The organism is Lysinibacillus sp. GbtcB16 (assembly GCF_019091145.1).
Classification (GTDB): Bacteria; Bacillota; Bacilli; order Bacillales_A; family Planococcaceae; genus Lysinibacillus; species Lysinibacillus fusiformis.
This window is the reverse complement of record NZ_JAGXJV010000001.1, coordinates 1557682-1577581: the sequence shown is the minus strand read 5'-3', so window position 1 is coordinate 1577581 and position 19900 is coordinate 1557682. Positions and strand designations below refer to the sequence as shown.

The 19900-nt window shown below is 37.5% G+C and carries 24 protein-coding genes and 1 pseudogene; 11 read left to right on the top strand and 14 right to left on the bottom strand.

The features are described 5' to 3' along the window. Window positions 1–35 precede the first annotated feature (35 nt). The 3 genes from KVT27_RS07955 to fabZ all read right to left on the bottom strand — a co-directional run bounded on the left by KVT27_RS07955 (window position 36) and on the right by fabZ (window position 1507). On the bottom strand, window positions 36–476 hold the full coding sequence (locus KVT27_RS07955; protein ID WP_254636068.1) for a DinB family protein: 441 nt from the start codon (window positions 474–476) through the stop codon (window positions 36–38). After that, entirely contained in the window at window positions 460–954 is a 495-nt protein-coding gene (locus tag KVT27_RS07950; RefSeq protein ID WP_217581086.1) for a hydroxymyristoyl-ACP dehydratase, read from the bottom strand. Before KVT27_RS07950 ends, KVT27_RS07955 begins: the two co-directional genes overlap by 17 nt. A 127-nt stretch (window positions 955–1081) precedes the next feature. Then, window positions 1082–1507: a 3-hydroxyacyl-ACP dehydratase FabZ gene (gene fabZ / locus KVT27_RS07945; protein WP_217581085.1), complete on the bottom strand. Its 426-nt coding sequence runs from the start codon at window positions 1505–1507 to the stop codon at window positions 1082–1084. Window positions 1508–1753: 246 nt separating this feature from the next. On the opposite strand from fabZ, the gene KVT27_RS07940 reads away from it, so the two are divergent. Together KVT27_RS07940 and KVT27_RS07935 are read left to right on the top strand one after the other, a co-directional pair. Beyond that, entirely contained in the window at window positions 1754–2371 is a 618-nt protein-coding gene (locus tag KVT27_RS07940; protein ID WP_025115411.1) for a LysE family translocator, read from the top strand. A gap of 89 nt (window positions 2372–2460) precedes the next feature. Next, window positions 2461–2928: a DinB family protein gene (locus tag KVT27_RS07935; protein WP_036125701.1), complete on the top strand. Its 468-nt coding sequence runs from the start codon at window positions 2461–2463 to the stop codon at window positions 2926–2928. 113 nt (window positions 2929–3041) lie between these two features. On the opposite strand, the gene KVT27_RS07930 is transcribed toward KVT27_RS07935, so the two are convergent. Then, a complete protein-coding gene (locus KVT27_RS07930; protein WP_261613459.1) occupies window positions 3042–3206 on the bottom strand; it encodes a hypothetical protein in 165 nt (54 codons plus the stop codon). Between the two features lie 141 nt (window positions 3207–3347). On the opposite strand from KVT27_RS07930, the gene KVT27_RS07925 reads away from it, so the two are divergent. Beyond that, complete coding sequence (locus KVT27_RS07925) at window positions 3348–4190, top strand: copper amine oxidase N-terminal domain-containing protein (RefSeq protein WP_217581083.1); 843 nt, start codon at window positions 3348–3350, stop codon at window positions 4188–4190. 82 nt (window positions 4191–4272) lie between these two features. Next, complete coding sequence (locus tag KVT27_RS07920; RefSeq protein WP_036125698.1) at window positions 4273–4452, top strand: hypothetical protein; 180 nt, start codon at window positions 4273–4275, stop codon at window positions 4450–4452. 48 nt (window positions 4453–4500) lie between these two features. Here KVT27_RS07920 and KVT27_RS07915 read toward each other — a convergent pair whose 3' ends face one another. The 3 genes from KVT27_RS07915 to KVT27_RS07905 form a co-directional block, all read right to left on the bottom strand. After that, window positions 4501–4884: a VOC family protein gene (locus tag KVT27_RS07915; protein ID WP_217581082.1), complete on the bottom strand. Its 384-nt coding sequence runs from the start codon at window positions 4882–4884 to the stop codon at window positions 4501–4503. Window positions 4885–4949: 65 nt separating this feature from the next. Beyond that, entirely contained in the window at window positions 4950–5228 is a 279-nt protein-coding gene (locus KVT27_RS07910; RefSeq protein WP_008174769.1) for an ArsR/SmtB family transcription factor, read from the bottom strand. 162 nt (window positions 5229–5390) lie between these two features. Next, the gene (locus KVT27_RS07905) at window positions 5391–5861 is read right to left on the bottom strand and encodes an Lrp/AsnC family transcriptional regulator (protein WP_217581081.1); all 471 of its coding nucleotides are present in this window, start codon (window positions 5859–5861) and stop codon (window positions 5391–5393) included. 205 nt (window positions 5862–6066) lie between these two features. Between KVT27_RS07905 and KVT27_RS07900 the strand changes: the two genes are divergently transcribed. Beyond that, window positions 6067–6942, top strand: a complete 876-nt coding sequence (locus KVT27_RS07900) for a DMT family transporter (protein WP_254636123.1) — start codon at window positions 6067–6069, stop codon at window positions 6940–6942. Window positions 6943–6969: 27 nt separating this feature from the next. Here the strand turns inward: KVT27_RS07900 and KVT27_RS07895 are convergent, their stop codons facing one another. Together KVT27_RS07895 and KVT27_RS07890 are read right to left on the bottom strand one after the other, a co-directional pair. Further along, entirely contained in the window at window positions 6970–10035 is a 3066-nt protein-coding gene (locus KVT27_RS07895; RefSeq protein ID WP_217581079.1) for a hybrid sensor histidine kinase/response regulator, read from the bottom strand. A 147-nt stretch (window positions 10036–10182) separates the two neighbouring features. Further along, a complete protein-coding gene (locus tag KVT27_RS07890; RefSeq protein ID WP_036125687.1) occupies window positions 10183–10518 on the bottom strand; it encodes a hypothetical protein in 336 nt (111 codons plus the stop codon). A 127-nt stretch (window positions 10519–10645) separates the two neighbouring features. Between KVT27_RS07890 and KVT27_RS07885 the strand changes: the two genes are divergently transcribed. Continuing rightward, the gene (locus KVT27_RS07885; protein WP_161785558.1) at window positions 10646–10948 is read left to right on the top strand and encodes a hypothetical protein; all 303 of its coding nucleotides are present in this window, start codon (window positions 10646–10648) and stop codon (window positions 10946–10948) included. A gap of 110 nt (window positions 10949–11058) precedes the next feature. Here KVT27_RS07885 and KVT27_RS07880 read toward each other — a convergent pair whose 3' ends face one another. Continuing rightward, a complete protein-coding gene (locus KVT27_RS07880; RefSeq protein WP_150907550.1) occupies window positions 11059–11544 on the bottom strand; it encodes an NUDIX hydrolase in 486 nt (161 codons plus the stop codon). A 27-nt stretch (window positions 11545–11571) separates the two neighbouring features. Then, entirely contained in the window at window positions 11572–12042 is a 471-nt protein-coding gene (locus tag KVT27_RS07875) for a peptide-methionine (S)-S-oxide reductase (protein ID WP_217581078.1), read from the bottom strand. Window positions 12043–12737: 695 nt separating this feature from the next. Between KVT27_RS07875 and KVT27_RS07870 the strand changes: the two genes are divergently transcribed. From KVT27_RS07870 to KVT27_RS07860, 3 genes are all read left to right on the top strand, one after another. Further along, window positions 12738–13217: a DUF6530 family protein gene (locus KVT27_RS07870; protein ID WP_036125681.1), complete on the top strand. Its 480-nt coding sequence runs from the start codon at window positions 12738–12740 to the stop codon at window positions 13215–13217. A 20-nt stretch (window positions 13218–13237) separates the two neighbouring features. Continuing rightward, window positions 13238–14614, top strand: coding sequence for an MATE family efflux transporter (locus KVT27_RS07865; protein WP_217581077.1), 1377 nt, complete (start codon window positions 13238–13240; stop codon window positions 14612–14614). A gap of 322 nt (window positions 14615–14936) precedes the next feature. Continuing rightward, a complete protein-coding gene (locus tag KVT27_RS07860) occupies window positions 14937–16115 on the top strand; it encodes a Ger(x)C family spore germination protein (RefSeq protein ID WP_036125678.1) in 1179 nt (392 codons plus the stop codon). Between the two features lie 29 nt (window positions 16116–16144). On the opposite strand, the gene KVT27_RS07855 is transcribed toward KVT27_RS07860, so the two are convergent. Further along, complete coding sequence (locus KVT27_RS07855; protein WP_036125676.1) at window positions 16145–16705, bottom strand: AAA family ATPase; 561 nt, start codon at window positions 16703–16705, stop codon at window positions 16145–16147. A 92-nt stretch (window positions 16706–16797) separates the two neighbouring features. Between KVT27_RS07855 and KVT27_RS07850 the strand changes: the two genes are divergently transcribed. Further along, complete coding sequence (locus KVT27_RS07850) at window positions 16798–17103, top strand: hypothetical protein (protein ID WP_150907561.1); 306 nt, start codon at window positions 16798–16800, stop codon at window positions 17101–17103. A gap of 32 nt (window positions 17104–17135) precedes the next feature. Here the strand turns inward: KVT27_RS07850 and KVT27_RS07845 are convergent, their stop codons facing one another. Then, complete coding sequence (locus KVT27_RS07845) at window positions 17136–18164, bottom strand: serine hydrolase domain-containing protein (protein WP_217581076.1); 1029 nt, start codon at window positions 18162–18164, stop codon at window positions 17136–17138. Window positions 18165–18329: 165 nt separating this feature from the next. Between KVT27_RS07845 and KVT27_RS07840 the strand changes: the two genes are divergently transcribed. After that, the gene (locus tag KVT27_RS07840) at window positions 18330–19031 is read left to right on the top strand and encodes a DUF421 domain-containing protein (protein WP_217581075.1); all 702 of its coding nucleotides are present in this window, start codon (window positions 18330–18332) and stop codon (window positions 19029–19031) included. Window positions 19032–19051: 20 nt separating this feature from the next. Here KVT27_RS07840 and KVT27_RS27190 read toward each other — a convergent pair. Beyond that, window positions 19052–19900: pseudogene (locus KVT27_RS27190) on the bottom strand (collagen-like protein); the annotation flags it as partial.

Sequence of the window (19900 nt, the reverse complement as noted above, 5' to 3'; positions counted from 1 at the left end):
GATTTCGCAAAAAAATGCTTATGTTTCGATAAATATTATAAGTGCTTTTTCACATGATACTCTAGGTGATCGAGATAATCCTGAACGAGCCATTTGAGTGTCACCTCTTGCTGTTGACCCATTTCACATGGACGTGATAATGCCTGTTCTGAGAGATTTTCCAATACCACCACTATTTTTTTGTTTAAGCTCGTCCATAATAATAAGATTTCTTCTATAGGCATTTTTTGATAACCCTGTAGCTCGACCCATTGAACTTGGTCGTATGTAGACACTACATATGGTGAAACGTCGTATTGAATCTTTATAAATCGTTCAAGGTTGATGAGGGCCGAATCGCATAAATGACCTAAGCATTCTTTTTTAGACCATTTATTTTGAGCAGTGCGTTCTGTCATTTCTGTTTCAGTCATAATGTGAAACATTTCGGGGATTTTCAGCAACCAATAACGTAATGATTCAATGATGTTCTGCATAATGATCATCTCCTGTTTGATAAATGGTCACGTAATAATCTACTAACGCTATCACAGCCTGCACTCGTTTATGTTCTTTTTCAATTTTATAGGAAATAAAGAGAATCGTGACATTCAAACTCAATATCACCAATGCAACAATTTGGACAAGCGAATGTCCCATCATCAATTGGCTATTCACGGCGGCAGCAATCAACGTAAACACGGACAAAATGACCCCACTTAAAGTGATGAAAATAGGCTTTAAACGCATAATTTCCTCCGCCTGCCACCTTAACATATGGATGATAAAGCGTAGCTCCTGTGTTGTATATTGTTGCTGAAAAATAACAAAATAGGACTGATAAATATCTTGGTGAAGCTTCTTATGGAGAATTTGTTTATGCATTTTTTGTACAAATCGATCACAAAAATCATTATCTAATGCTTCCTCCGGCCGTAACCGCTTTTCATTACATTCTACTATAGCGACCCTCAATCCCCCTCATTTGGTCATAATGATTACTATTATATGAAAGAAAATTAGGGGTGTAGTACGCCTTAAAGCAAGTCTTTATCTATTTTTACGCTAAAAAGGCGTTAACACCGTCTATTGAGCAAATTTCTTAATTGCCAAACGCGAACACAAGCTCCATTTCACACACCATTTCTCCATCAACCATCGCGATTCCCTTCCCTTTACCGATTGAGCCTTTTACACGTGTAATTTCTACTTCAAGACGTAATTGATCTCCAGGCTTCACTTGTTTTTTAAAACGACATTGATCTATGCCTGCTAGCAATCCCAGTCTTCCCTCATTGCCTTCCTTCGTTAGCATGATGACCGCGCTAACTTGTGCTAATGCTTCCACTATCAGCACACCTGGCATCACAGGATATTGGGGAAAATGACCGTTAAAAAACTCCTCATTGATCGTCACATTTTTAAGACCTACTGCACGTTTTCCTTCCTCCAATTCTTCAATCCGATCCACCAAAAGGAATGGATAACGATGTGGTAAAATTTCTTGTATTTGTTGACTAGTTAACATGCGGATACCTCCAAATTTTTAATGATCTCATTCTATCATTAAATACTATTAGTTGGTACTAAAAAATACCCTAAACTATACAGCGAATCATCCATTCAAATCGTCTATATTATCCGTTTATTATTTTCTGAATATTTTTTCATTCTTTTTTCAATATTTCTTTATCGACAGCTCTATAGTAGCTAGAATATAATATGTCATGCATTCACCCTAGAATGATTAGTTTATTAGAATAGGATGGTAAGCATGTTATCTTTTATCGCAATAGTTCTTTTATTATTTTTAATTCCAGGACCTGCAGTCATTATCACCATTACACAAACGTTAAAAAGTGGTAAAAAGAATGGCATTTATACAGCATTAGGTATCGGTCTAGGCGACTTAGTCCATACTCTGGCAGCTGTTTTAGGGCTATCCGCTATTTTAATGAAATCTGCCACAGCCTTTGAAGTAGTGAAATATATAGGTGTAGCTTATCTTGTATATTTAGGAATACAAATGCTCGTAACAAAGCCGAAGAAAATTGAACAGCCTACTGTGGAACAAAGCCCAGCGAGTACTTCATTCCGCCAAGGCTTTTTAGCCGAAATATTAAATCCGAAGACGGCATTATTTTTCCTTGCCTTTTTACCTCAATTTATCCAGCATAATGAGACATCTGTGACAGTTCAACTGCTGACACTTGGCATTACATTTGTTGTCATGAGTGCGTTGTATACTATTTTACTAGCTGTTGTAACAAGCTTTATCGGAGAAAAAATGTTTACGAAAACAAGTGGAAGCTCCCGTTGGCTTGAGAAAACGGTTGGCTTTGTCTATATCGGTCTAGGTGTCAGATTAGCCCTACAAACACAAAGCAAATAAATGACGAGAAGAACCCAAATTGGAGTTCTTCTTTTTTTTGGAGGAAAATTGGTGGCAATAGCTAATACATACTAAAAGGAGGTTTTACAATGAATCATCGTCAAGAAAATTTATTTCAACAACTACAGCATTATCGAAGCGAGTTACTACAAATACTAGATCAACTAACAGAGGAAAAGGCCAATATCATTCCGACTGGCTTCCATAATAATATCCGCTGGAATATGGGCCATTTATATCTCGATCAATATTTATGGATAGAGGCTCTAACAAAAGACAAACATAAAGAACTAGACCATTTCACCAACTGGTTTGGATTCGGTACCTCACCTGATCATTTTGATGAAAAAACCCCATCTTTTGACGCATTAAAAATATTATTGGCCCAGCAGCCTGAGCAGCTAAAGGAACAATATGGTCATCGTTTAATGGAAGAATTCCCTCCCATTGAGATGGGCATGCAAACTATAGAACAAGTACTACTGCGAACTATTTTCCATGAGGGCATGCATGTGCAGGCAATCTTAACGATTCATCGGATACTTAACGAGTCTTAGTCAATAGCTTTTTAAATTGATATTCTATCCACCTTTCAGCTAAAAACCAGGGGATTTTTATGTAAAATATAACAAGCTTATAGATCAAAGTAATCTATAAGCTGTGACGCCTTTTACTGTTTCGGTGTATTCGCTGTTAAAGGATTTGCATTAGCTACTAATTGAACAGGTGTTGTCGTTTGTTGGTAGCTATCCTTCTGTCCTTGATTGGATTTCCCGTAGCCTTTCATCGCAGCAAACAATGCTGCACCAACTATGCCCCATGTTAAATATCTCACAAAAAAACCTCCTTTCATGGTTAGTATTCGATTTCAAAACCGGTTTATACACTGTAAAAAAATAATAAATAGTAATCTATTATAATCCTATTAGAATTTTATGGTAAAATAAGGTCGTAAAAATAAAGGAGGGTAACAACCATGAAAAAAATCTTCGCAGGCTTATTATTAACATCTGTATTATGGACAGCTTCCCCCGCTGACGCAGCAACACCTCAACTGAAGATTGACGAGGTTGTCGTGAAAACCGATGCAGCGCCTGAGGTCAAAAACAATCGAACAATGGTACCTTTGCGTGTAATTAGTGAAAATTTAGGTGCGCAAGTACAATGGAAGGGTTCACAAATTACCCTTTCAACGAACCAATCAACCGTTATTTTAACTTTAAACAGTCAGTCTGTTATTCAAAACGGCCAAGCTGAACAATTGGATACAACACCATATCTTAAAAATAATCGTACCTACGTTCCAATCCGTTTTATTGCTGAAACTTTCGGCAGTCAAGTCGATTACAAACAAAGTACGGTTAATATTGCGACAAAGCCCCTATTCATTAACAATCAAAAAATTAAGGCTCTTCACTACGAATATCACATGACGATGGGTGGAGTTATTCAAGAAGTTAAGGGACATAGCTATCACCACGCTATGTACAAAATTTTTCTGCAAAAAGGAGATAAAGTAGAAGCGCCTAAAGACTATTCTTGGCAATTAAATCTGGACATACCTGGTTCCTATTATAAGCTTGGACAATATGATTTCTTAAACGCTGACAATAAAAGTGTTCAGCAGTTCGATACGTATTCATTAAACCAAGCATTCCCTGATGAACTATTAAAAGGTTATCCTACGCTTCTTCTCCATGATGTTTATCATGATAGTTGGTATATATTCTCAGATAATAAAATGCAGTCTATTCAACAGCTTATGAATGCCGCAACTAACAACGGTTTTAACAAAATTATTAGCAATACCGTTCTTTAAAAAATAACAGTAAACTAAACATATTCTGTATGAAAATGTGCAAAATATTCATATCAACGTTTTATGGATGGAGGTTTGCCTCATGCAGAAGTTACTGTCATTTAGTTTGGTATTAATATTACTATTTGTTTTAGCAGCCTGTTCATCGGAAGAAGCGCCGCCAAGCGAAGAAGCTGAAGCTAAAGAACAAACCGTAAATGCACAACCAAAAGAAACCCTTGATTTATTAGAGAATGACCGAGGTTTAGCCATACATGAATAAATAGAAAAGCGTGTTTTGAATAGACTCAAAACACGCTTTCATCATGAATTATTTTTGGATAATCTGAATAAGGTTGCCACAAGTATCATCCAAGACAGCTATTGTGACGGCCCCCATTTTTGTTGGCGTCATCGTAAATTCTATGCCTTTTTCTAATAATTGCTTGTACTCCTCATGAATATTTGCAACACCAAACATTGTTGCAGGAATACCTTCAGCGAATATTCTCTTTTGATAATCCTTTGCGGCAGGGTGCTCATCCGGCTCTAGTAAAAGCTCAGTTCCACCTTGCTCATCTGGCGATACAAGCGTCAGCCATCTATGCTTTCCTAATGGTACATCTTCCTTTTTAACAAATCCAAGCTTTTCTGTATAAAATGACAATGCCTTTGCTTGGTCTGTTACAAATATACTGTTCACGATAATGTTCATTTGAATAGCCTCCTCTGTTAGTTGCACAAAATGCTTGCACGCCCTACTGTATGATGTTCAAAAAACTACTCTACCCACCCCTTCAATAAATCTTTAAGTGGTTCATTGTTAAACATAACAACTCGATATTTCCCTTTCCGCTTGGATGTGACAAGCCCTGCCCCCTCCAAAACAGCAAGATGTTTAGCAATTGCTTGTCTCGTTATGGAAAGCTCGTACTTCATCAGTAGACGAACGGTTAACTCATATAAAGTCATCTCATTTTGTTCACATAGCTCGTCTATTATAAGTCTCCGAGTCGAGTCTGCAAGTGCTTTAAATATAGCGTCTTTGTCCCATTTCATAAACCGATTATAGGCAACTTTTCGGTTGCGTGTCAAGTATAAGCAACCTATTAGTTGCCTATAAGTAAAAACAAAGCAGTTTTAAATAAATATATTTCTGTAAATATATAATAATAAAAAACACAGCAAGCTTGAGTAGGACACTCACACTTGCTGTGTTTTTTATAAGGGTAACACCGTGGAATATTTGATTTCTCGTAAGGATAAATTTGTTTGAATTCTAGAGATGCCTAACTTATTTAATTTCCGAATAAATTGATTTAATTCTTGGCGATCTCGGATAACGATTTTTAATAAATAATCATAGGCACCTGTTAAACAATGACATTCCAATATTTCTGTCATCGTTTGTAGGCTTGTTTCCAATTCCTCTATTTCCTTAGCTTGATGGATATCCGTACTCATAAAAACATAGCACAGTAAATCAAATCCTAGTTTTTCCTGATTTAAAATAGCGACTTGCTGATCGATATAGCCTTCGCTTTCCATTCGTTTAACTCTTGTATGAGTCGCTGGTGGCGATAAGCTGACACGTCTCGCCAATTCAGCATTACTAATATGAACCTCTCGCTGCAAAATATCTAAAATTTGAAGATCCGTCCTGTCTAGTTCTTTATTTTTGCTATCCTCCATTGATTTCTCCCCTTTTGATTATTTTTTATGACGTATCTACAGAGTCTATATTACGAAGATTATTCTAAAAAAATCCTATATACTTTATTTTATTTCAAATTTAATCAATTTCACAAAATATTATACAGCCAAATCACTGTTAATGCTATGATTCTTAATATACATAAAGTTAAGAGGGGTGTTACGAGCTTTGGTTAAATTGTATATGGGTCTAATGCTTGTCACAAGTTTACTGTGGGGAGGTAATTTTGTTGTAGCCAAGACGCTTGTTGCCCATGCTTCTCCTATGACATTGACTACAGTCAGATGGTTCATTGCCATCATTGTCCTTGTCCCTTTGGTTTGGTGGAAAGAAAAAAAATTAGTTCCCCCTAAACAAGCGATTGTCCCGTTACTTTTAATGGGTGTTACAGGGGTTGCTCTCTTTAATATTTTTCAGTTTCTAGCATTAGAGCGTACGACCTCTACTAATGCTGGGCTTATTTCTACGATGAATACAATATCCATTGCCCTTTTTTCGTTTGTCTTGCTGAAGGAAAAAATAACGAAATGGCAGTTATCGGCAATGGTTTTATCATTGTTCGGGGTAGTTCTCGTTCTTTCAAAAGGAAATTGGCAGCTGTTGCTGGATTTTCAATTGAATACAGGCGATTTATGGATGCTGGCAGCTGTGTGCGTTTGGGGTCTGTATTCCGTATGTAGTAAATGGGCTATGCAAACAGCCTCCCCATTAATGGCTACTTTGTATGCCGGGATATTTGGTGTGCTCCTACTCCTACCATTCACGAGTACAGACTTTACCTTCACGAATGTCAATACATCTTTCATTCTTTCCATGCTATATACTGGTATTATTTCCACGGTTGTTTGCATGGTATTTTGGAATATAGGTGTACAGAAGTTAGGGGCGACAACATCGGGAATTTTTTTAAACTTCAATCCCATTTTCACTGCCCTTCTCGCCTATTTATTTATTGGGGAAAATATGTCTTGGCTCCAGGGAATTGGTGGACTTATCGTCATTATGGGTTGCTATCTATTCACCCATTTTAAAACAAAAGCTCCGCAGGCTATACTATAAAGAAAAGAAGCATGGCACACAGACGTGTCATGCTTCTTGTTTTACGGGCTTCTTCACAAGAACTACAAAAGAAACAGATGTTCCTTCATGTAGCTTACTCGTAATAGTCAATCCTTGCCCATAATGCTGTTGAAGGCGAAGATGGGTATTCATTAAACCAATGCTTTTGTGCGGCTGTTGGTTTATTTGAAGTAACTGGGACAAACGTAGTTCATCCATGCCAACACCATTGTCCGAAACTGTAATTTCAAGTTGTGATTCACTTTCAAAAATCCGAATATGGATCGTTCCCCCTTCTGTCCGTTTTAAAATACCATGCTGTAGGGCATTTTCAACTAAGGGCTGAATAGTTAATGAAGGGATGAGCACATCGGTAGATGCCTCTAAATCCCATTTAACGTGAATACGATCGCCGAAGCGCTCCTGCTGAATATAGAGATAAGCTTGAATTAACGTAAGTTCATTTTCTAATGGCACAAGTGCTTCAACATTTTGAAAATTATAGGATTCTCTTAAAAAATCACTGAGTGCCTCTACTAATCTACTTGTTCGTTCACTATCCATTTCACTCAATGTTAAAATGGCATTTAACGTGTTAAAAAGAAAATGAGGCTCAATTTGTGCCTGCAGCCAGGCAGCCTCCATACGATGACGCTCTTGAATGGATCGCTTCACCTTTATTAATGCCGCTACTCGTGATCGTAGCTCTAGTGCATCGACAGGCTTAGTCACATAATCATTCGCACCTGCTAAAAAACCTTTTTCAAGATCCTGGGGTTGACTACGCGCTGTCAGCAATAATACAGGTAAATCGGTGATGGCGAATTGCTTCCGAATGAGACGCACTAATTCATACCCTGACATTTTGGGCATCATCACATCTGAAATAACTAAATCCCAGTCGTGTGACTGAATACATTCTAGCGCTTCTATACCACTTGTCACCGTAACAATGTCATATTGTTCATTTGCTAAAATTGTCTCCACTACTCGCAAATTAATAGGCTCATCATCTACTACTAAAATACGCGGATGATTCCACTCCGCACTTCGATTGTCCTCCAATTCTGCTTGTAAACTTGTTGTGCGCTCTGAACTACTGCTAACGTCCTGTCGTACCATTTCAAGTGGTACTTGGACGTTTGATTCATCCGCTAAGGGCAATGTAAAGCTAAAGGTAGAGCCTTGTCCTACAACGGATTTCACTTCCAATGTCCCACCATGCAATTCAATGAGCCGCTTACAGATGTTAAGCCCTAACCCAAACCCTCCTTCTACCATCGTTTTACTGATCGTACCTTGCTCATATGGTTCAAATATTCGACGCATGGTTTCATCGTCCACCCCGATACCTGTATCTGTAATGACGATATTTGCCATCCCATTGCGCGTAAAACTCGAAATCGTAATCGACCCTTCATTCGTAAATTTCACAGCATTATGCACTAAATTAAAGACTATTTGGATCACACGATTTTCATCAGCTAGTACTCTTTGAAAATCCTCTGGTATTTTCAGGACGAACTGAACAGGCTTCCCTTCAATCATAAAGCGCAGCATATCAAATACACCTACTACAATAGAATGGACGGAAACCATACTTAATTGTAATTTTTGTGTATTGTCTTTCAAGCGCATGACATCCAGCAAATCATTTAACAACAAAGACATTCGATTCCCAACGGACAGGACAGTTTCTAAATCATTCACACTTTTTGTAGTTAACGTCTTGGCTTCACGATCAAGTACTGCTTTAGACATATTGATAATGCTATGAAGTGGATTACGTAATTCATGAGAGGTACTTGCCAAAAATTCATCCTTGATTTTATCAGTCTCTTGCAGTTTATGAGCAAGCTCCTTCGTATCGGTATGTACCTTTGCATAATCTTTAAACCACAATGTGGCTAAACAGGCAATTGTCACAATCAAATCAAAAGGATAAGAAATGATTTTTATTCCTGTAATCAGCAGCATAACATCCCAAATGATACTATTCACAAAGGCCACTAATCCTAATAAAATAAAAACATTTCTGCGAATATCCTTTATGGATTTTCCAATCATTAAGATTAAAGTAATAACGATTGGAGCTCCTAGAATAACAATATAAAAAGCTTGCATGGAAACAAGATAACGTATAGGTAACGTAAAGGCTAATAGGATCGCTACCATGCTGAAAAAAGTGTACATACGTCTATAGAGCTGTAAATTTGGCGGTAGCCAGTGTTCTATACATTGCAGTAATGAATAGCCAATGCCCACCATAGAAAGATGGACTAATATAAAACCCCAATCATAATTTATGGGAAACCAAAATGAAAGAAGTTTATCATCACTTCCTAATAAATAATAAAACATAATACTTACGGTTAAGATCGAAAAGAATAGTAAGCGTTTATCTTTATTTCCAACTAAATAGAGAATAACAGAGTAGATGGCATGCAAGACTAAAACAACTGCCACTAATAGTTGCATTGTGACGGACAATAGTGTCTCCCGATTGATCACATCTTCTTGTCCAAATTTAATAGAACGGACAATTCCCCCATTACGAGGATCCTGAAAGTTGGCTACTTGAATAATCAGTTCGATTTCACTTTCACCATTTGTCTCGAATGAGGCTGTAAACGGTACATTTTTAGCCACCGTTTGTGCTCGATTTTCACCTAGCTCACCTGATTTCGCAATTAAGCGATCGTTCACATATATTTCTGCGGCACTGCGAATACTTGGCACCCTTATACTAAAGGTTTTTGTCTCATCTGGATGAACCAGAATTTTTAGTCGATAAGAGCCATATCCAAATGGGCTTTGCTCCCCTTCCTGAAAAACTTTGTCCCACCCATCCGGGACTTGTATGTAGGTCTGGTTGGAAGAATGACTATCCATCAACCATTGCGATGGATAGAAGGACCATTCGCCATCAAGAGTTATTGCACTTTGTTGAAAATCAAAATTCCGGACATCCATCTGCCCTTTCATTGCATATGGTTGATCGGGCTGCGTAAATGATTGAAGCCATAAAATACGAGTACCTGTTAAACAGACTATAAACAATATAATGATGATAGCGATTTTTCTATGTTTCATAGTGAATGATCATAACACCTCCTCCTTCTAAAAGTAATCCCATAACCTCCTATTCTACCAAGTCTACTTAAACAGAATCTGAACAATCTAGTTTCCCCCAAAAAAACAAGACAGTCTAGTGACTATCTTGATTTCCCTTACCTATTATCATTTCTGCGGTGGAATGATGCCTGTAACAAGTAAGATAAAGAATACCAAACCTATTAGTACGAATATAAGTGATGCTATAAACACAGGACCCGCTTTAAACTGAAATCGGTCTCGTTCCTGGATAATGCCTGTTACGGCTCCAGATTGAGCTGCAAAGAATCTTGACATAGCTCCACCACTACTTGTAAAGTAGAGCGTTCCTAATGTAAAGGCAGCCCCTGTGAAAAACATGACTTCTATAAACCTGACAGAAAATACGGAGGCAATCCAATAAGTTAGGGCAAATTCTACAATAAATGCAATAACCATCATCATATAATGTTTTCGGTTCATTTTAAAACCCCCTTCTTTCTTTATGTACGCATCCATTTGGTAAAAGTTTCATTTTTCTAAAAATACTGTATATTTACATCTCCATTTACATTCGCAGATGATAAGCAAGATTAGGGCGATGAGTGTTATGAGCATCCATATACAATGCCTTCCTCATTTAAGTGGCTTGCCAAACGTGCATGAAGAGGACATGCCTAAAGATGCGTTACATCAGCAAGTGGTTGATTTTTATGTACCTGCATTTGAAATTACATTATTAGTAATTGGCGAACTTTGCTTTTCCCAATCAGTTGGTCCCTCATTAGGTTCTATATACTTCCGGCAATACTCCCCGCTTTGCTTATCCAATATAATGATATTACTATCGTTTGGCGAGATTAACTCAAACCTGAATTGTTCTTTCTTCGTTTATCGACTTGTTCGGATGTGAAAGACAGAAAAAAATAATAAAAAGAGTATATACATTAAAAGACTAAGGAATAAAAGATATATACATTTATGTTTGAGCGCTTATAGGGCCAATGTATATATTCGAGGCTGTTATTGTATTGCACAGTCTACTATTTCCTTATAAAGAATGTTCCATTTGTGATAATAAGAGGCTATATCATTCGGATTGACAAACATCCGTTGAGCAGATTCAAATTTGCCTTCAAAAGGGAGCAAATTTGTTATAGACATTTTGTAGAATAGTTGATAACCAATTTTAGGATAGGGACTGCTTTCTGTCCATAATGGATTTTCATGATGGTCAACGATGATGTGTCCTAACAACTCACATTCTCCTTCCACATAACCCTCTTCCAGCGCTTCCCTTTTAAAGCAATCTTCTGGTCTTTCACCAGATTCAATATGTCCTCCTGGAAAATCCCATCCTCTATGATTGACATCTACCAATAATAATTGATCCCCGTGAAAACAAAAGCCATGTACACTTGTTATTAAATGATAGGGGGGCAGTAAGTTATTTTTTTCCCAAGTTAATTTAACTTTTGATTGTCCCCAATTTACATAAGTAGTAGTCATTTTTTCCTCCGAAAATAATCATCTCTCTTACTTATATTTATTTAATAGTTCTTCTGGAATATGACAATAATCATTTGGACATTTTGCTAGCCTGTCTTGATGCTCTTCTGCACTTCTCACATAATTTGTAAGAGGTAATACTTCAACAACGATCAAATCGTAATCATTTCTCTCTCCAAGAAACGTCTTCGCCTCTAGTAAGTGTTCCGGATTTTCACTATAAACGCCTGTTCTGTATTTCTCGCCAACATCCTGTCCTTGTTTATTCAAACTGTAAGGATCAATAATTTCAAAAAAATACCCCATTAATTCCTGGATGGTTACAACGGACGGATTAAATCCTGTTTTGACACATTCAGCATACCCATCGTAATCCCCCTCAAGTGTTTGACTTGTTCCATTGGCCCTTCCTGCCTCTGTAAACTCAATGCCTGGTAAGGTTTTTATAAAAGCTTGTACTCCCCATAAACAACCACCTGCAAAATATACTACTTCCATCCCTATTCACCTCTTTGTTTAATGACACAAATCATACGGACTATCTAATTCCTCCGGATATTATTGTAAGAAATTTCTAAATGCTTATTCCATACTATCATGAAAATCGATCAAATTACAGGCTATCTCTTCTCTAAACACAAAAAGACCAGGGTGCTCACCTTACTGGGAGCCCTGGTCTTTTTGTGAAAAGTGAAACTTACTAGTTTGCTTTAGTTTTTGTATCCTACTAGTACAGTAGTCGTGTTCACGATGAAAAAGTTACAGCTTATTTATAAAATTTTTTAAATCTTTTGGATAACCACTCAAATGATTCCTCCAAGGCAAGCGATAAGAATAAATCACAAGACATAGTCCAGAGCATCCAGCATACTTTTAGAATATGTAGATTCCTACATGCTGCTTGTACATACTCCTCCCCCGTACATGCATATTTCATGATCCTTCATTTGCATATTCAATATGCATAATGCGGCTCCATACAACGATACGATTCATCCAGAAAAGCAGGGTAAACCTAGGCTCACAAAAACATGCACTAAAACCTTCCATTTGTCTTGCGTAATATTGCTTGCCAATGTCATACAGGTAAACTCCACTAATTTTTGGATTGACTTATGAAGTCGCTAATGCTAAATTTACTAAAGCAGTAATTTAGTAAATTACTAAATCCAAATGATAAGGAGTTTTTTAACATGAACATCCCAACACATTTAAAACATAAACCTGTAATTGTTGCCGAAAACTATGCCAATATTGATGGGCGTACAGCATATCAAACTGATGCTCAAGGTCTTTCTCTTGGTTTAGCACAGTGGAATGACAGAGGAAAGGTGGATATTTCTGCGAAAGTTTGGCGCCATACGGGTGGCAAATGGTCTCGTCAATCAGAAGAACTTCCCCTACATCGTGTGCTCGACCTTGCTATTTTAGTATGTGAGGCGCAACTTCATTTTAAAGAGGCCTATCGCTTCGAGCATTTATATGATGAAGAAAACCCTGTGATTAAGCGTGTAGGCTTACAGGGAGATGCCATGACTGTGGAAGTTTGCACAGAAAATGAACAAATCCATGAAGATATTCAACTTTTTCAGCAAGCGTTAAATAATGATGGTGAGCTAATCGGTGAACGACTGCGCACATTGTCACGAATCTTAAAAGAAATGGGTTATTAAAACTCAAGAGGAACCTATTGATGAATGCACAAATGTTACAAGATGATCAACAACTTAAGAAAGCCTTTTTTAATTTTTTAATTCCTGTTATGTTGGCAAATGTCCTGCAATCCGTTGGCCAGGTTTTTGCCATGTTTTTAGTGGGGCGTAATTTAGGTGTCGAAGCATTAGCAGCGATTTCAGCCTTTTTCCCATTTTTCTTCTTTTTAATGGCATTTGCCATTGGCATTGGATCAGGTAGCTCCATTTTAGTCGGGCAAACATTCGGGGCTGGTAATCATGCTAAAATGAAGGAAGTTGTTGGAGTAACGCTCGCCTTCACAACGATTTTATCCATTGTTGTGGCGATCTTTGGCGGCTTTTTTATTGAGTGGATTTTACGTTTTATGCAAACACCAGCAAATATATTAGACATGAGTATTAGCTATGCCCAAATTTTATTCTTCACACTACCAATTATGTTCTGGTATATGGTATATACTACCTTTATGCGTGGAGTTGGCGATTCAAAAACACCATTTCTATTTTTAGTTATTAGTGTTGTGTTAAATATCGCCTTCCTTCCCCCATTACTGTTCGGTTGGTTTGGCCTGCCGGCATTTGGCTTAAATGGTGCCGCTTATGCATCCGTTTTATCAAACCTAGTCACAATGATCTTGTTATTGGCATATTTGCATAAAACAAAGCATTTACTGCGTTTAGACAAATCTATTTTACAGCATTTTAAATTGAAGAAAGATATTTTAGCTTCTTTGTTAAAGCTAGCGATTCCATCTAGTATTAGTATGGTCGCTATCTCTGTCGCAGAAATTGCAGTCATTGGCTTTGTCAACGTCTATGGCTCCAATGCAACAGCAGCTTACGGCGTTGTTAATCAGGTCGCTAGCTATGCACAGGTACCTGCGATGAGTATTGCCATTGCTACATCTGTATTTGTCGCACAGGCATTAGGCGCAAATTCTACAGAGATGATTAAAAAAATTCGCCAAATGGGTGTCCGTATCAATTATCTTTTAGGAGGCGCCATTATACTGATCATGTATCTATTTGCCGAGCCAATTTTGGCCTTCTTTATTGATTCACATGATACTGTGCTCATTGCCAAAAATTATTTATATATCGCCTTTTGGAGTTATTTAATTTTCGGTCATACACAAACGGTTTCAGCTACGATGCGTGCAACAGGTGTCGTTTTATGGCCGACAATTTTCTTAGTCATTACGATTTGGGTAGTTGAGGTACCATTAGCGTTCCTACTATCTCACCACACTTCACTAGACTTAAATGGTGTATGGTTAGCCTACCCAATTACCTTCTGTGTGCATTTCATTATGCAATATGCCTACTTCAAGCTAGGCTGGCAAAAACGAACATTAAAAGCTATGCTTAACGATTAATGTACTGAGGACATGCAAATAACGCATGTCCTTTTTTCAATAAATACAAAATGACCAGGTACTCGACAGTGAGCCCTGGTCATTTTGTGAAAAGTGAATTTTACTACTTTGCTTCAGTTTTTTGTATTCTACTAATGGATTAGTCGTATTCCGCTCAAAAAAGTTACACGTAAAATAATAAATTTTTTCATTTTCTTCAATTCATTTTCCCCTAGGTGTATAAACAATCAAAACGTATTAAAATACCCTACATTTTTTTATAAAAACACCAGCTTTTGTCCAAGCTACTATTATAAAATAGCTACTTGAGAGTGGAGAAACGATGAAAACAACCTTCAAATTTATAGTGATGATTTTTCTAACAACCCTGCTCGCAGGTTGCTGGGATATTACAGAGCCACAAAGAATGTACTATATCAATGCAGTCGGTGTTGATTACGTTGATGATGAATATGAGGTCTATTTACAAATTATCAATTTTGCTGATGTCGCAAAATCGGTTCAGCCTAGTTCAAATGCTGAACCTGCTGAAATTGGCCGTGCAAAAGGGAGAACCGTAGAAGAGGCTATCTATAAATTGTATCGATCATCTGACCAACAAATTTTTTGGGGGCATATGAGATATATCATTTTCTCGGAGAGCGCCTTGGAAAATGAGCGATTTATCCCCGTTATTGATACGTTTATTCGTTTTCGAGATACAAGGTATCACATTTGGATGTATTGTACAAAGGATCCAGTGCACGATGTCCTCCTTGTCTCACCAATATTAAAAAATTCACTGTCTTCCTCAAAGCTAAGTAATCCGATTAACCCAACAGAACAGGAAACATTTGTTGAACCAAAAAATTTACGAGAAATCGTTATTGGATTAAATGAGCCTAACCACGAAGTGACAGTACCTTATGTATCCATTAGGAAAGATTGGCAAACAGACGAGGAAAATGTAGAGGAAACCTATTTTTCAGGTGTCGGCATTTTATCGAAAGACGGCTTTAAAGGGTTTGTGAAAGATGAGGCTGCCCGCGGTAATCAATGGATGCATAATTACACAAACCGAGGAGAAATCACCTTTAAATTAAGAACAGATGGTAAAGAAGAGTTAACCGTCAGTATTGATAAATTACAAGTCAAAAAAATACCTGTAGTGAACAAAGAGGAAGTTTATTTTGATGTCGAATTACAACTTCGTGCAACCGTTAATGGCTTTAAAGGAAAAGTTAGCGAAAAAGAACTGAAGAAGCAAATTATCAAGGAAGTGAAAAAGGAAATCCGCCAAACCTATAATGAGGGATTAAAATTAGATGTAGATATTTTCCGATTATCAGAGGTACTTTATCGAGACAACGTCAAAGCATGGAAAAGGTTAGAGACAGATGGAAAAATCCCTTTACAAGAGAATTCTATTCGTAAAATTTCCATTGACGTTTCGCAAATAAACCCAGGGCGCAAAACGTTTTCTGAAATCATCAAAATTAAAAGACCAGATCCCTCTGAATAAAAAAACGCTTGGGAGCCAAGCGTTTTTTCTTATAAACGGAATTTGTCTTGGACCATTTTTGCAACATCTTCCGCACTTAAATTTGTGCTCTCTATCTTTATATAATTGGGAAATTGGATTTCGCCATCGACTGAATTTAATCTGTATTCTTCTATAGAGGTTAACAAGTCCTGTTCAGACCAAGCAAGATCCCTTTTTGAAGGTTTATGCTCAAGTCTATTAGATCCTTTATTGCGCTGAAGTCTCTCCTTTAGAGCAGCCTCAAGTTCTACATAGTACACCATGCCACCTTTGGATTCGAAAAGCTCAGCAACTTGCTTCACATAGTCCCAATCCTCTTGACAATCAAACGCCCAAACATATGTAAAAATCAATCCATCTAAATGACTAGCTGAAACTTCTTCGAATATCTCCTGTCGAAACAAATTGACTAGCCTTTTCCCCTCTTTCGTACCATAGTCAAAAAAATGACTAACCAAATCAATCGTCATATGATTATGAAATAGCTTTAAGCCTGTTATTTTAGCTAATTCCTGCCCGACTGTCATTTTTCCAACAGCTTGAGGACCAAATATAAGAACAAATTTCATTCGTTACCTCCTAGGCTCTCTGTCATTTTAAGTATAAAATTATGTTTACGGCTAACCAATAGTTGTAAATCATTCTAATCGAGGTGAAAAGTATGGAACATTTCCCACTCATACATACGAATTTTTGGGATGCCATCATTGCCGTCCCATTGGTGATGATTCTAACACAATTGATGAAGAGGCTATGCCATATTAAATCTTTTTGGGTACCCTCCATCGCTTTAGTTATCGGCTTACTCATTTCCGTCTTCATCAGCCATCGCCACAATTTGTTAGCGGGCCTATTTATGGTCTGGTTTTATGGCTATGCGGCCATTGGTAGTTATGCTTCGTTGAAAACCTCTTATAGTACTTATAAGCAAAAGAAATTAAAAAGACAAAATCGTTTTTCCACTTAATTTTTGTATAAAATACGCACAGTTCAAGTCTCTTAAATTGAAATTAACGCCTCTTCTATTCCTTTCATAATATCAATGGCTCCACTTGATTTATTGGAACAGATCACAACCTTGAAAGAGGACTCTGGATAATATGCTGAGTGGAAGCAAACCCCAGGATCGTACCCCATAACATGGTATTTCAGAATAGATGATTTGCTATTTTTTTTAATCCATACACCATGTCCATAGCCATTATTTCCACTCGTTTCTACATGTACTGTTAGAAGCTGCTGTGTTAAATCTTCATTTAAAAGTTCAAAATTCATCAGGGCTTGCCATAACTTCGCCATATCACCTACTGTGACAAATGCTCCCCCATCAGAACCACCTTTTACGGGTAATGAGTAAATATTTGTTTTCCATGTACCATCTGGATTGTCGATGTAACCTAAGGCCGTGTTTGACGGCAGAGCATCCAACGAGAAATAGCCTGATTCCGTCATTTTCACTCGATCAAAAATATTTTGTTGAATGTAATCTGAAAAAACCAATCCCGATGTTTGTTCTACAATTAATCCTAATAAAATATAGCCGGCATTGTTGTAATGAAATCTATCGCCTACTTTATATTTAATAGAGCGATTTTGAAATAACGGTAAAAAATCACTCAATGTTCGCAGATGATACATTGGATTTTCGACCCATAACTCTTCAAAATCTTCCATTTCTTCCTCATCAAAATAATCTGGTATGCCAGAAGTATGCGTCAGTAAATGATGAATCGTTATATCCCGATCCAAATGGTCAAAATGATGGTTAAGACATTCATATAATTTCGTGTCAAACGAAAGTTTCGCTTGTTCTATTAGCTGACCAATAGCTATTGCCGTAAAAATCTTACAACCAGAAGCAATTCCAAATCGAGTTTTTGCATGGTTTTTGATTTGCTCAGAACGATTAGCACACCCAAAGCTTTGATTGACTAAGACACCCTTCTCTCGATTCTCCACAAGCACTGTCCCTGAAAAATCAACCTTCTGTTGAATATCCATTATGATTGTATGTAATTTTGTATTCATACAGACTCCCCTAATTTTATAAAATTTTCTAAATAATGACTCTCTCTATTTAACAATATAGATTAGCCAGTATTTTCACAAGTTTTTTTAGTCCCTAGCCTTGCAATTTTTCATGAATATTCAAATGAGGTACGGAGAAAATAAGAAAAAAGAGGACGTGTCATTGTGGATTTCTTTCAAAGTCAAGAATCACTTACTGCCATTCAATGGGTACTTAGAGCAATTGTAGCCTTTTTCTTCTTACTCTTTGCAACAAAAATAATGGGGCAGCGTTCTATTTCACAACTAAGATTATTGGACTTTGCTATGGCCATTACTCTTGGTAATATTATCGCTCATCCCTTATCTGATGAAGGTTTAGGAATGAAGGGTTCCATGATTACCATAACGGTTTTAGTTTTTTTATATCTGATTGGTGTTTTTTTGAGTCTGAAATGGATAACATTTCGACATTTTATCGACGCTCCCCCAATCCCCCTTATTAAAAATGGGAAAATCATATCCAAAAACTTACGTAGAGCTCGAATATCGGTAGATTTTTTATTGACTGAACTAAGAAAGGAAAAAATAGAAGAGGTTCAAAATGTTGCGCTTGCTTTATGGGAACCAGACGGATCAATCTCTAGTTTTTTGCACACACAACTCCAATCAACTACACGTACAGATTTGAACCTAAAACCTCAGCCCTTTTTTCTACCAATTATTCTTATTAAAGAAGGAAAAATTGATTATCATGAGCTACAAAAAACTAAACATACGGAAGACTGGTTACATGAACAACTAACGACAACTCATAAAGTAAATATAAAAAATATACTCTTAGCAACCATCGATCAACATGACAATTTGCAGATTTTCCTATATTAAATGAGTCTCATTGAATGACCCTAAATAGTGGTCAAAATGATAGTTGCAGAAACGCCATTTGAAAAAGCTCCACCAGTTGTAGTCACTTGCACAGAAAGAAGTGTACAACTATTAATTGAATAGTTCGCATTTGCCTTCGCACAACTATTTGGAGTAGTTATTGAACTTGGTCCTGTCACTGTCGCAATAATCCCTGTTGCAGTTGGGGAAGTGAAACCACCATTCGTGCTTATAAATACTTGTGCCGAAGCGATTTGTCCTGCGCTAAGTGAATGATCTCGTATATTCAACGTTAAACTTCGAATAATAGCATTTTCCGGAATAACGATTGAACTCCTCACAAAAGAAGCTGATGAATTGCCTGTTCCTAGAAAATCATTATTACCAACTGATTGATCTGTAGATAAGTATACTTCCATGAGTCCAGAACCACTCGGACCCGTAGAGCCAGTCGTGCCTGTTATACCAGTAACACCCGTAGTCCCCCTTGCTCCAGTTGCCCCCGTAACCCCTGTGATTCCAGTAATACCTGTGGCTCCTTGCAGGCCTGTCGCTCCGGTATTTCCTACTAGTCCTTGGAGACCCGTTGCTCCTGTAATCCCAGTTACCCCAGTATTCCCTGTCACTCCTGTGACACCGGTTGTACCTTGTTGCCCAGTTGCTCCGGTATTTCCTACTAGTCCTTGGAGGCCTGTCGCCCCTGTATTCCCTACTGCCCCTTGAGGTCCTGTCACTCCCTGAATGCCTATGGCTCCTGTTTGGCCAGTAATTCCTTGTAATCCTGTCGCTCCTGTTGACCCTGTTATCCCTTGTGGTCCCATTGCTCCGGTTAGTCCTATTTCTCCTTGGGGTCCTGTCGCACCTCTTGA

Coding starts and splice junctions, on each gene's coding strand:
- KVT27_RS07940 (WP_025115411.1), top strand. CDS start 1,754: ATGTTATCTTTTATCGCAATAGTTCTTTTATTATTTTTAATTCCAGGA.
- KVT27_RS07915 (WP_217581082.1), bottom strand. CDS start 4,884: ATGAACATTATCGTGAACAGTATATTTGTAACAGACCAAGCAAAGGCA.
- KVT27_RS07935 (WP_036125701.1), top strand. CDS start 2,461: ATGAATCATCGTCAAGAAAATTTATTTCAACAACTACAGCATTATCGA.
- KVT27_RS07860 (WP_036125678.1), top strand. CDS start 14,937: ATGAAAACAACCTTCAAATTTATAGTGATGATTTTTCTAACAACCCTG.
- KVT27_RS07905 (WP_217581081.1), bottom strand. CDS start 5,861: ATGGAGGATAGCAAAAATAAAGAACTAGACAGGACGGATCTTCAAATT.
- KVT27_RS07900 (WP_254636123.1), top strand. CDS start 6,067: ATGGGTCTAATGCTTGTCACAAGTTTACTGTGGGGAGGTAATTTTGTT.
- KVT27_RS07925 (WP_217581083.1), top strand. CDS start 3,348: ATGAAAAAAATCTTCGCAGGCTTATTATTAACATCTGTATTATGGACA.
- KVT27_RS07955 (WP_254636068.1), bottom strand. CDS start 476: ATGCAGAACATCATTGAATCATTACGTTATTGGTTGCTGAAAATCCCC.
- KVT27_RS07845 (WP_217581076.1), bottom strand. CDS start 18,164: ATGAATACAAAATTACATACAATCATAATGGATATTCAACAGAAGGTT.
- KVT27_RS07910 (WP_008174769.1), bottom strand. CDS start 5,228: ATGAAATGGGACAAAGACGCTATATTTAAAGCACTTGCAGACTCGACT.
- KVT27_RS07920 (WP_036125698.1), top strand. CDS start 4,273: ATGCAGAAGTTACTGTCATTTAGTTTGGTATTAATATTACTATTTGTT.
- KVT27_RS07850 (WP_150907561.1), top strand. CDS start 16,798: ATGGAACATTTCCCACTCATACATACGAATTTTTGGGATGCCATCATT.
- KVT27_RS07855 (WP_036125676.1), bottom strand. CDS start 16,705: ATGAAATTTGTTCTTATATTTGGTCCTCAAGCTGTTGGAAAAATGACA.
- KVT27_RS07890 (WP_036125687.1), bottom strand. CDS start 10,518: ATGAACCGAAAACATTATATGATGATGGTTATTGCATTTATTGTAGAA.
- KVT27_RS07885 (WP_161785558.1), top strand. CDS start 10,646: ATGAGCATCCATATACAATGCCTTCCTCATTTAAGTGGCTTGCCAAAC.
- KVT27_RS07895 (WP_217581079.1), bottom strand. CDS start 10,035: ATGAAACATAGAAAAATCGCTATCATCATTATATTGTTTATAGTCTGT.
- KVT27_RS07875 (WP_217581078.1), bottom strand. CDS start 12,042: ATGGAAGTAGTATATTTTGCAGGTGGTTGTTTATGGGGAGTACAAGCT.
- KVT27_RS07865 (WP_217581077.1), top strand. CDS start 13,238: ATGAATGCACAAATGTTACAAGATGATCAACAACTTAAGAAAGCCTTT.
- KVT27_RS07880 (WP_150907550.1), bottom strand. CDS start 11,544: ATGACTACTACTTATGTAAATTGGGGACAATCAAAAGTTAAATTAACT.
- fabZ (WP_217581085.1), bottom strand. CDS start 1,507: ATGTTAACTAGTCAACAAATACAAGAAATTTTACCACATCGTTATCCA.
- KVT27_RS07870 (WP_036125681.1), top strand. CDS start 12,738: ATGAACATCCCAACACATTTAAAACATAAACCTGTAATTGTTGCCGAA.